This window comes from Nocardia sp. XZ_19_231, from assembly GCF_015355705.1.
Taxonomy (GTDB): Bacteria; Actinomycetota; Actinomycetes; order Mycobacteriales; family Mycobacteriaceae; genus Nocardia; species Nocardia salmonicida.
In genome coordinates this window covers 1,318,619-1,329,142 of the sequence record NZ_JACUZI010000002.1, presented here as the reverse complement: position 1 = coordinate 1,329,142, position 10,524 = coordinate 1,318,619, and the positions used below count along the sequence as shown (strand labels likewise).

Annotated in this window: 11 protein-coding genes and 1 rRNA gene; all 12 read right to left on the bottom strand. The window is 64.3% G+C overall.

Annotated features, from left to right (window positions below; genetic code table 11):
* Positions 1–105: ribosomal RNA gene (locus IBJ82_RS13230) — 16S ribosomal RNA — on the bottom strand; the annotation flags it as partial.
* A 447-nt stretch (positions 106–552) separates the two neighbouring features.
* Positions 553–1,833 (bottom strand): UDP-N-acetylglucosamine 1-carboxyvinyltransferase, encoded by a 1,281-nt coding sequence (murA, locus tag IBJ82_RS13225; RefSeq protein WP_194826138.1) that lies wholly within the window; start codon positions 1,831–1,833, stop codon positions 553–555.
* Between the two features lie 91 nt (positions 1,834–1,924).
* Complete coding sequence (locus tag IBJ82_RS13220; RefSeq protein ID WP_062984468.1) at positions 1,925–2,503, bottom strand: cob(I)yrinic acid a,c-diamide adenosyltransferase; 579 nt, start codon at positions 2,501–2,503, stop codon at positions 1,925–1,927.
* Complete coding sequence (locus IBJ82_RS13215; RefSeq protein WP_194826137.1) at positions 2,500–2,928, bottom strand: DUF2550 domain-containing protein; 429 nt, start codon at positions 2,926–2,928, stop codon at positions 2,500–2,502. Before IBJ82_RS13215 ends, IBJ82_RS13220 begins: the two co-directional genes overlap by 4 nt.
* A 186-nt stretch (positions 2,929–3,114) precedes the next feature.
* Positions 3,115–3,492 (bottom strand): F0F1 ATP synthase subunit epsilon, encoded by a 378-nt coding sequence (locus tag IBJ82_RS13210; protein WP_194826136.1) that lies wholly within the window; start codon positions 3,490–3,492, stop codon positions 3,115–3,117.
* Positions 3,493–3,498: 6 nt separating this feature from the next.
* Entirely contained in the window at positions 3,499–4,947 is a 1,449-nt protein-coding gene (atpD, locus tag IBJ82_RS13205) for a F0F1 ATP synthase subunit beta (protein ID WP_056817894.1), read from the bottom strand.
* A 25-nt stretch (positions 4,948–4,972) separates the two neighbouring features.
* Complete coding sequence (locus IBJ82_RS13200; RefSeq protein ID WP_194826135.1) at positions 4,973–5,944, bottom strand: F0F1 ATP synthase subunit gamma; 972 nt, start codon at positions 5,942–5,944, stop codon at positions 4,973–4,975.
* Between the two features lie 58 nt (positions 5,945–6,002).
* Positions 6,003–7,643 (bottom strand): F0F1 ATP synthase subunit alpha, encoded by a 1,641-nt coding sequence (gene atpA / locus IBJ82_RS13195; RefSeq protein WP_194826134.1) that lies wholly within the window; start codon positions 7,641–7,643, stop codon positions 6,003–6,005.
* A 67-nt stretch (positions 7,644–7,710) separates the two neighbouring features.
* Positions 7,711–8,523, bottom strand: a complete 813-nt coding sequence (locus tag IBJ82_RS13190; protein WP_194826133.1) for a F0F1 ATP synthase subunit delta — start codon at positions 8,521–8,523, stop codon at positions 7,711–7,713.
* A gap of 19 nt (positions 8,524–8,542) precedes the next feature.
* Positions 8,543–9,100: a F0F1 ATP synthase subunit B gene (locus tag IBJ82_RS13185; RefSeq protein ID WP_194826132.1), complete on the bottom strand. Its 558-nt coding sequence runs from the start codon at positions 9,098–9,100 to the stop codon at positions 8,543–8,545.
* A 5-nt stretch (positions 9,101–9,105) separates the two neighbouring features.
* A complete protein-coding gene (locus IBJ82_RS13180) occupies positions 9,106–9,354 on the bottom strand; it encodes an ATP synthase F0 subunit C (protein WP_056817903.1) in 249 nt (82 codons plus the stop codon).
* 73 nt (positions 9,355–9,427) lie between these two features.
* A complete protein-coding gene (gene atpB, locus IBJ82_RS13175) occupies positions 9,428–10,282 on the bottom strand; it encodes a F0F1 ATP synthase subunit A (RefSeq protein WP_194826131.1) in 855 nt (284 codons plus the stop codon).
* Positions 10,283–10,524 lie beyond the last annotated feature (242 nt).

Here is a 10,524-nt window from a genome sequence, read left to right as displayed (position 1 = left end):
CACCCGTTCGCCGCTCGTGTACCCCGAAGGGCCTTACCGCTCGACTTGCATGTGTTAAGCACGCCGCTAGCGTTCGTCCTGAGCCAGAATCAAACTCTCCGTTGAAGACTCTCGAAACAACCCTCCCGAGGGAGAGCGAATCAAAATTATCTAACTAGAGTCCGAAAACCTAGCAAATCCGAACACCAGCAAAAAAGATTCGCTGTTGTTCAATGTCCAACCTCCCACGACCGGGGGGTACATGAAAGATTGGAACCAATATAAATATTGGCACTGACATTCATCGACACACTATTGAGTTCTCAAAGAACACACGCACACACTTCTACCAACAACATGTCGTCGGGGTTTCGGTGAGGCAAGGGTTCAAACTTAGCTCAAGGCCTTCGCCGGAAGCAAATCCGGTTGATGTAACCCTGAACACATGATCAGTCAGGCGCTCAACGTCCTACCTCGTGTCCCAGCCAGTGGCTGAGTTGGTGTCCGTGTCGCTCTGACTCGAATAAAGTTACGTGCCGACAAACGCGAAGTCAAATCGGCTGGTCAGAGGCACTATTTCGGCACATCTACCCGTTCGACCTGTCCACCGAGCGCCTGCATCTGCTCGACAAACCGAGGGTAGCCGCGGTCGATGTGGTAAACGTCGTGCACTTCGGTGACGCCATCGGCGACCAGGCCGGCCAACACGAGTCCCGCACCCGCACGGATGTCGGAAGACCAGACCGGCGCACTCGACAGCCGCGGAATCCCACGAACCACCGCGTGGTGGCCGTCGGTCCTGGCGTCGGAGCCGAGCCGGATCATCTCCTCCACGAAACGGAACCGCGCCTCGAAGACGTTCTCGGTGATCATCGAGGTGCCGTCGGCGATGGCGGCCAGGCCGATGGCCATCGGCTGCAAGTCGGTCGGGAAACCGGGGAACGGCAGCGTCGCGAAGTTCACCGCACGCGGACGTTCGGCTTGCACGACCCGGAAGCCGTTGGGCTCATACGAGATTCGCGCACCGGCCGAGCGCAGCTTGTCCAGCACCAGGGCGAGGTGCTTGGGGTTGACCCCGGTGACCCGGACGTCGCCGGTGGTCATCGCGGCGGCGATGCCCCAGGTGGCGGCGACGATGCGGTCGCCGATCACCCGGTGCGTGGTGGGCGATAGGCTCTTGACGCCCTGCACGGTGAGCACGGAGGAACCGGCACCGTCGATTTGCGCACCCATCTGGACGAGCATGGTGCACAGGTCGACGATGTCGGGCTCGCGCGCCGCGTTGTCGATGACCGTCTCCCCCTCGGCCAGGACCGCGGCCATCAGGATGTTCTCGGTCGCGCCCACCGACGGGAAGTCGAGGCGGATCCGCGCGCCCTGCAATTGTTCGGCCGACGCCACGACGCAACCGTGCTCGATCGCACTGGTCGCACCGAGCAGACGTAGGCCCGCCTGGTGCATGTCGAGGGGGCGCGAACCGATGGCGTCACCACCGGGTAGCGCCACCACGGCACGTTTGCAGCGCGCCATCAGCGGACCGAGCACACACACCGAAGCGCGGAACTGGGTCACCGCGGGGAAATCCGCGTGGTACTTGGGTTCGGCGGGGGTATCGATGGTCACCACCGAGTTGTCACCGCCGACGTCGTCGGAGATCGTCACATCGCAGCCGAGGCCGCGCAGCACCTCCGCCATCAGGGGGACATCGAGGATGTCGGGGCAGTTGGTGATGGTGGTCGTGCCCTCGGCCAGCAACGAGGCAGCCATCAGCTTCAGCACGCTGTTCTTCGCGCCGCCGACCGCGACCTCGCCGACGAGTCGATTGCCGCCGGAGACCAGAAACCGTTCGCTCACCACGCCAGCTTATCGACCGTCACGCGACGACACGCCCCCCTGCCACGAAAGAACAAGAAACCGACCGATTCTCCGCGTCGGAGAGTCGCTTTCAGCGTGGCAGCCCGCCGCCGGGCTGCCACAACACGTCGCCGGAGGGATTGGTGGCGCGGCTGAGGATGAACAGCAGGTCCGAGAGTCGATTCAGATATTTCGCGGGCAGCACACTGGTGTCGTCAGGGTGCGTTTCGACGGCGGACCACGCGGATCGCTCGGCACGCCGCACCACGGTGCGGGCTGTGTGCAACAACGCAGCCAACGGCGTGCCGCCGGGCAGAATGAACGAATTCAGCGGTGCCAGACCGTCGTTGAACTCGTCGCACCACTTCTCGAGCCGGTCGATATAGGGCTGGGTGATGCGCAGCGGCGGGTACTTCGGTTCGGCGACAACCGGGGTGGACAGGTCGGCGCCCGCGTCGAACAGATCGTTCTGGATCTGGCGCAGCACCGTCAGCACAGCGGGTTCGGGCGCGCCGAGGGCGACGGCGACACCGAGCGCGGCATTGGCTTCGTCGCAGTCGGCGTAGGCGATCAGCCGTGGATCGTTCTTGGCGACGCGAGAGAAGTCGCTCAGACCGGTCGTGCCGTCGTCACCCGTACGGGTATAGATCCGGGTCAGGTGCACGCTCACGATGGGCCTCCACGAGTACGGCGGGCGCGATCGGACGGTCGCGACTCCACCCAGGACAGAAAAGCCGCCATCGAACCGCGGTCGAGCGCCAGCTCGAAATTGCTCTGCGGATCGGTGACGGCTACCACCACGATGTCATCGCTCATGATGTCGAATTCGTCGCCCTGTGGCGCTCGACGCTCGACAATCTCGAGACCTTGCCGATGCACCGTGGAGTCGGGACCGAATTTCAGGCTGGTCAGCTTGAAGAAGACGAGGCGGTCCTCGTCGTAGCGAATGAGCCCGTGTCGCCAGCCGTGGCCGCCGCGCGCGGGCAGTGCGCGTAGTAGCGCGGCCGTGCCCCCACGGCGCAACATCACCAGGCGATACGTCGACGCACCGGCTACGAACACGAGCGTCAGCACCAGAATGATCAGGAGAACCATCCCGGTTTGCAATGCCGTACGCCCTTTCGTTCTTGCCGGTGTCCAAGACACCCCCGCCCCGATATTCAATCACGCCCGCCACACGACGCTCCGGCCGGATCGTTCATCCCCACGAAAATGGCGCGCAAACAACTCTGCCGGCGCGGAACCGAAGTTCCTCGCCGGCAGAGCTTTGTTCTACTGCGATCAGTCGGTCACGGTCGCTTCGACCGCGCGCACCTGGCCCTGCGCCGCGCGCAGCTCCACATCGGAAGCGCTCGCGTCGGAGAGCACCTTGCGCGCCGCGTCGACGTCGACCTCACCCGCGAGATCCGCGGACTCGGCCAGCACACGCACGGTGTCGGCGGTGACCGAGAAGAAGCCGCCGTGCACCGCGGCGACGATCCGCTCGCCGTCGGTCGACACGATGGAGACCGTGCCGCCCTCGACGAGCTGACCGAGCAGCGGCTCGTGGCCTGCCATGATGCCGATCTGACCTTCGGTGGTCTGCGCACTGACGAACGAAGCCTGGCCGGACCAGATCTTGCGCTCGACAGCTACGAGATCAACTGTCATCTCCGCCATAGTGGACTACTTCCCGAGGATCTTCTTCGCGGCTGCCTCGACGTCGTCGAGACCACCGCAGGAGTTGAACGCCTGCTCCGGGTAGTGGTCGAACTCGCCCTTGCAGACACGGTCGAAGTCGTCGATGGTCTGTTCCAGCGGAACGACCGAGCCGACCTGGCCGGTGAACTTCTCGGCGACGATGAAGTTCTGACCGAGGAACTTCTCCAGGCGACGGGCGCGACCGACGAGGACCTTGTCCTCTTCGGAGAGCTCGTCCATGCCGAGGATGGCGATGATGTCCTGCAGTTCCTTGTACTTCTGCAGGATCCGCTTGACCTCGTTGGCAACCCGGAAGTGGCGCTCGCCGACGATCGAAGCCTCGAGGATACGAGAGGTCGAGGTCAGCGGGTCGACGGCCGGGTAGATGCCCTTCTGCGAGATCGGGCGCGAAAGCTCGGTCGTCGCATCCAGGTGGGCGAAGGTGGTCGCCGGCGCCGGGTCGGTGTAGTCGTCGGCGGGGACGTAGATCGCCTGCAGCGAGGTGATCGAGCGACCCTTGGTCGAGGTGATGCGCTCCTGGAGCTGACCCATCTCGTCCGCCAGCGTCGGCTGGTAACCCACGGCCGAAGGCATGCGACCCAGCAGGGTCGAGACCTCGGAACCGGCCTGGGTGAAACGGAAGATGTTGTCGATGAAGAGCAGCACGTCCTGGTGCTGGACATCGCGGAAGTACTCCGCCATGGTCAGCGCCGACAGGGCCACGCGCATACGCGTGCCCGGCGGCTCGTCCATCTGGCCGAAGACGAGGGCGGTGTCCGGAAGGACGCCCATCTCTTCCATTTCCAGACGGAGGTCGGTGCCCTCACGAGTACGCTCACCGACGCCCGCGAACACCGAGGTGCCCGAGAACTCGCGAGCGATACGGGTGATCATCTCCTGGATCAGAACGGTCTTGCCGACACCGGCACCACCGAACAGACCGATCTTGCCGCCCTTGACGTACGGGGTCAGCAGGTCGATGACCTTGACACCGGTCTCGAGGATCTCGGTCTTGCCCTCGAGCTGGTCGAAGCTCGGCGGCTGACGGTGGATGCCCCACTGCTCGCCGTCCCGGCCGAGGCCGGGGGTGTCGAGGCAGTCACCGAGGGCGTTGAACACGTGGCCCTTGACGATGTCGCCGACGGGCACCGAGATCGGCTTGCCGGTGTCGGTGACAGTCGCGCCACGGACCAGGCCGTCGGTCGGCTGCATCGAGATGGTGCGCACGATGTTGTCGCCGAGGTGCTGAGCGACCTCGAGGGTGAGGGTCTTGGCCACCGACGGGAGCTCGATGTCGGAGTTCAGAGCGTTGAACAGCTCGGGAATGGCGCCACGCGGGAACTCGACGTCCACGACGGGGCCGATGACACGGACGACGCGACCAGCGGTTTCGCCCGCCTTCTTCGCGTTGTCCTGAGTGACAGCTGCGGTCATTAGATTGGTTCTCTTCCTGCGCTACTTAGTCGCGGTCCGAGCTCGACGCCAGCGCATTGACGCCGCCGACGATTTCGCTGATTTCCTGCGTGATCTGGGCCTGACGCACCGAGTTCGCCTCGCGCTGGAGCACATTGGCCAGCTCGTTGGCGTTATCGGTCGCCGCCTTCATTGCGGTGCGCCGAGCCGCGGACTCGGATGCCGCTGCCTCGAGCAACGATGCGTAGATTCGCGTGTTGATGTACTTGGGCAGCAGAGCCCCGAGCAGTACATCGGCGTCCGGCTCGAACTCGTACTGTGCCGTGGCCACCACGTTCGGCGAGTCCGACATCATGTCGTCGCCGAGCTCGTAGTTCTCGTCGACGTAGCTGACCTGGATCGGCGCCAGACGGCGCACCTCCGGGTTCTGGGTCAGCATCGACACGAACTTGGTGTACACGATGTGCAGCTCGTCGACACCCTCGATGGTTCCGGTTTCGTCGAGCGAGGGGACCTCGCCGTCGGAGCCGGCCATGAAGGCCTCGACCAGGTGCTTGCACGCGGCCGACGCGTCGGTGTACTTGGGCTGCTGGGAGAAGCCTGCCCACGACGCCTGGAACGGACGGTTGCGGAACTTGTAGTACGTGATGCCCTTACTGCCCATCACGTACAGCACGGGTTCCTTGCCGTCGCCACGCAGCGAGGTCATGAGCTCCTCGGCACGCTTGAGCACGTTCGAGTTGTAGCCACCGCACATACCGCTGTCACTGGTGATCACCAGGACAGCGGCCCGACGAGCGTTGACACGCTCGGTCAGCAGCGGGTGCGACAGGTTCTTCGAAGCGCTCGCCAGTTCGCCGAGGACCTTGGTGATCTCCTCGGCGTACGGCTTGGCAGCCGCAACCCTGGCCTGGGCCTTGGAAATTCGCGAGGTCGCGATCAGTTCCTGAGCCTTGGTGATCTTCTTGATCGAATTCACACCACGAATGCGGGAGCGCAATTCGCGCAAACTTGCCACTAGCGGTTCACACTCCCTTCATTCGCCAGATCGGAAATTGCCGACATCATGACCCGGCTTACTTGTCGACGTGCTTGCGAGTGACCGACAGCGACTCGACCTCTTCGTGGTCCAGCTCGCCTGCGGCAGCCTCGTTCACGATGCGATTGCCGTCCGAATCGAGGAAGCCCTGCTTGAACTTGTCGGTTTCGGCCTTGATCGCGTCGGCGGCCTCGCCGGCGAGCGGCTTCTTGCCACCCTCGAGCGCGTCGAACGAGGACTGGGTCGCACCGTGCAGGTACTCCAGCAGCTCATTGGTGAAGCGACGCACGTCGGCGACGGGCACCGACTCGTAGTAGCCGGCGTCGACCAGGAAGATCGAGACGACCTGATCCTCGACCGAGACCGGGGAGTACTGGTCCTGCTTGAGCAGCTCGACCCAGCGGGCGCCACGCTCGAGCTGCGCCAGCGACGCGGCATCGAGGTCGGAGGCGAAGGCGGAGAACGCCTCCAGCTCGCGGTACTGCGCCATTTCCAGACGCAGCGAACCGGCGACCTTCTTCATGGCCTTGGTCTGGGCGGCGCCACCGACACGGGAGACCGAGGTACCGACGTTGATCGCCGGACGGACGCCCTTGTTGAACAGGTCGGACTCGAGGAAGACCTGGCCGTCGGTGATGGAGATGACGTTGGTCGGGATGAACGCCGAGACGTCGTTGGCCTTGGTCTCGATGATCGGCAGACCGGTCATCGAGCCCGCGCCCATTTCGTCGGACAGCTTCGCGCAACGCTCCAGCAGACGGGAGTGCAGGTAGAAGACGTCACCGGGGTACGCCTCGCGGCCCGGCGGACGACGCAGCAGCAGCGAGATGGCGCGGTACGCCTCGGCCTGCTTGGTCAGGTCGTCGAACACGATGAGGACGTGCTTGCCCTGGTACATCCAGTGCTGGCCGATGGCCGAACCGGTGTACGGAGCCAGCCACTTGAAGCCGGCGGAATCGGAGGCCGGGGCCGCGACGATGGTGGTGTACTCCATCGCGCCGTGCTCCTCGAGCGCGGTCTTGACGCCCGCGATGGTGGAGCCCTTCTGGCCGATCGCGACGTAGATGCAGCGAACCTGCTTGTCTGCGTCGCCGGTCTCCCAGTTCGCCTTCTGGTTCAGGATCGCGTCGATCGCGACGGCGGTCTTGCCCGTCTTGCGGTCGCCGATGATCAGCTGACGCTGGCCGCGGCCGATGGCCGTCAGCGCGTCGATCGCGGTGATACCGGTGGCCAGCGGCTCTTCGACCGGCTGACGCTCCAGCACGGACGCGGCCTGCAGCTCCAGCACGCGGCGCTCGTCGGACTCGATCTCGCCCAGGCCGTCGATCGGCTGGCCGAGCGGGTTGACGACGCGACCGAGGAACTTGTCACCCACCGGGACCGAGAGCACGTCGCCGGTGCGACGGACCTGCTGGCCCTCTTCCAGCGAGGCGTACTCGCCGAGAATGACGGCACCGATGTTGGTGTCCTCGAGGTTCAGCGCGACGCCGAGTACCCCACCGGGGAACTCGAGCAGCTCGTTGGCCATCGCCGAAGGCAGACCGCTGACGTGCGCGATACCGTCGCCGGTATCGGTCACGAGGCCGACTTCTTCGATGGAGGTTTCCGGGGTGTAGCTCTGGGTGTAGCTCTCGATCGCGCTACGGATCTCGTCGGAGGAGATCGTCAGCTCCGCCATGTTGTTCCTGCTCTCGCTGTGGTCTCGAATGTCGGGGGTCGGAAAAATACTGCGTTGAGCGCCCTTTTCAGGACAGTGCCCGACGCAGTTTCTCCAGTCGGCCGGTGGCGCTGCCGTCGATCACGTCGTCTCCGACGCGGACGACGACGCCGCTCAGCAGCGTCGGGTCGACCTGCACGTGCACGGTGACCGCCTTGCCGTAGATCCGCTGCAGGGAAGCCGACAGCTTCGCCTTCTGCTGATCGGTCAGCTCGACCGCCGAATGCGCGTGGGCGACGATCTGGTCACGACGGGCCGCCGCCAGATCGGACAGGGCGTCGAGGGCGACGCCGATGTTGTTGGACCGCAGGCGGGTCACCGCCTGCTCGGCCAGCGTCAGGGTGACCGGCTCGACCTTGCCGGTGAGCAGCCGCTCGATCAGTTCGCGCCGCGCCGAGGCGGGCTTGCCATGATCGGAGAGGGCCTGCTCCAGCTGCGGGTTGTCGGCGACGATGCGTCCGAGCCGGAACAGCTCGTCCTCCACCGCGTCCTGCCGACCACCGACGGCGGCCGACTCCAGCAGAGCCTCCTGCCCGAGCAGCACCAGGGTGTCGACCAGATCGCGGGTGCGTGACCAGTTCTCTGCCACCGCGGTGGTCAGCACTGCCTGCGTGGCAATGCTGACCTTGCCGCCGAAGACCCGCTCACTGAGTTCAGCGCGCGCCGAACCCGGCACCGAGGCGTCCGCGAGCGCCACACGCAGCGAACGCTGGTCGTCCAGCACGGCGACAACGGCGAACAGTTCCGACCCCGTTGTGGCCGCAACAGTTTCGCTTCCGGTCAGAGCGACCCGAAGCGCCTCGCGAGACCGGGTACTGGCCTCGCGGCTCGCTGCGTACATGCTTCTCACTTTCGCGTCGCTACCTTCCGACCCCGATGGCGTCGGTGTCGTCGAGTTCGCTGAGGAACTTGTCGATCGACGCCGCCTGCTTGGCTTCGTCCGAAACAGACTGACCGATGATCTTCTCGGCCAGGTCGACGGCCGTACGGCCGACCTCGGAACGCAGCTCCGTCAGGATCTGCTGGCGCTGGGCTTCCAGCTGGGAGTGACCGGCGGCGACGATGCGGTCGCTTTCGGCCTGGGCATCCGTGCGCATCTGCGCGAGGATCTGCTGACCCTGGGTGCGTGCTTCCTCACGGATGCGCGCGGCCTCGAGCCGGGCGTCGGCCAGCTGCTGCTGATACTGCTCCAGCGTGTGCTGTGCCTCGACCTGGGCTGCTTCGGCCCTGGCGATACCGCCTTCGATCTTGTCCGTGCGCTCTTCGAGTGTCTTGGTCACACGCGGGATCACGTATTTCCAGAAGAGCACGCCGATGATGACGACGCAGACGATCGACCAGACGATGTCGTACGTTTCGGGAACGAGAGGATTCACATCCTCTCCACCCTCAGCTGCGAGCGTGATGAATTCGCGCATCGGAATCAGAAGATGAAGCCGGCGACGAGGCCGATCAGCGCCAGGGCCTCGGTGAACGCGATACCGAGGAACATGGTGGTACGGATCTGGCCGGACAGCTCGGGCTGGCGAGCGATGCCCTCGATGGCCTTACCGACGACGATACCCACGCCGATGCCGGGGCCGATCGCGGCCAGACCGTAGCCGATGGCGCCGAAACCCTTGAAGGTGCTCTCGGTGGTCGCGGCTTCCTGGGCCAGGTAAGCGAGGCTCATGAATCTTTCCCTTTCTGTTGCTCACCCGCCGGTCGGCGGGTGTAGCAGGTTTCCGGTAGTTGGTTCAGTCAGGTCAGTGGTCGGCGGCGTGCTGAGCCTCGCCGATGTACACGGCGGCCAGCAATGCGAATACGTAGGCCTGCAGCGCGATGACCAGCAGCTCGAACAGCGTGAACCCGATGCCCGCGAGCAGCGAGAACGGCGAGAAGATCTTCATCCACGCGGTCGCGTCGAACAGGAAGTACCAGGTCGCGCTGAAGAACAGCACCAGCATGATGTGGCCGGCCAGCATGTTGGCCATGAGTCGCACGGTGAGCGTGAACGGGCGCAGGATGAAGGTCGAGATGAACTCGATCGGGATCAGCAGCACGTGCAGCGCGATCGGCACGTCGGGAACGATGATGCTGTGCCGGATGTAGGAGAAGAACCCGTACTTCCGGATACCGACGAAGTTGTAGGTGATGTAGACGATCGCGGCCAAGACCAGCGGCATGCCGATGCGCGCATTGGACGAGATGTTCAATCCTGGAATCACACCGGAGAAGTTCAGGAACAGAACCGTGAAGAAGATCGTCGCCAGCAACGGCAGGAACTTCTTACCGTTTTCCTTACCGAGTACTTCGTCGGCGATCTGCTCCTTGACGAAAACCACACCGGCTTCCATCACGTTCTGCAGGCCGCGCGGCACGATCTTCGGTGCGCGGAAAGCCAGCACGAACACGATCACCACAACGGCGGTCATCAACAGGCGGACCAGCATCAGACGATCGAGTTCGAACGGCGTACCCTCGAACAGCACTGCTGGAGGGAAGAAGTCGGACAGCGATGGCGCGTGGAACTCGCCCGCCGCCAAAGTGATGACGCTCAGCGTTCTCTCCCGTGTTCGGGCCGCGGGTACGACGGTCATTCCCGCGGTTCGATCGGACATTGACGATCAATGGGGTCGACTCTGGTCGGCTCGAAATTCGACAGCCGCTCGTACGGTGTAACCCGTATCGGCTTCTGTTCGGGCGTCGGCGACATCGTCGACATGCTTCAACCGGGCACATTCCACCCGGATCGGCAGTAAGCATAGCGGCACCGGGTGGGATCGTCAGGATCCCCCCTGGTAACTCGAGGCAATGCCCCGAGTTTGTCGGGCCGAGCCTCTAGCTTGGGTGCTTGCTTACC

Coding starts and splice junctions, on each gene's coding strand:
- IBJ82_RS13180 (WP_056817903.1), bottom strand. CDS start 9,354: ATGAGCCTCGCTTACCTGGCCCAGGAAGCCGCGACCACCGAGAGCACC.
- atpB (WP_194826131.1), bottom strand. CDS start 10,282: ATGTCCGATCGAACCGCGGGAATGACCGTCGTACCCGCGGCCCGAACA.
- atpD (WP_056817894.1), bottom strand. CDS start 4,947: ATGACCGCAGCTGTCACTCAGGACAACGCGAAGAAGGCGGGCGAAACC.
- IBJ82_RS13215 (WP_194826137.1), bottom strand. CDS start 2,928: ATGGTTCTCCTGATCATTCTGGTGCTGACGCTCGTGTTCGTAGCCGGT.
- atpA (WP_194826134.1), bottom strand. CDS start 7,643: ATGGCGGAGCTGACGATCTCCTCCGACGAGATCCGTAGCGCGATCGAG.
- IBJ82_RS13185 (WP_194826132.1), bottom strand. CDS start 9,100: ATGCGCGAATTCATCACGCTCGCAGCTGAGGGTGGAGAGGATGTGAAT.
- IBJ82_RS13210 (WP_194826136.1), bottom strand. CDS start 3,492: ATGGCGGAGATGACAGTTGATCTCGTAGCTGTCGAGCGCAAGATCTGG.
- IBJ82_RS13190 (WP_194826133.1), bottom strand. CDS start 8,523: ATGTACGCAGCGAGCCGCGAGGCCAGTACCCGGTCTCGCGAGGCGCTT.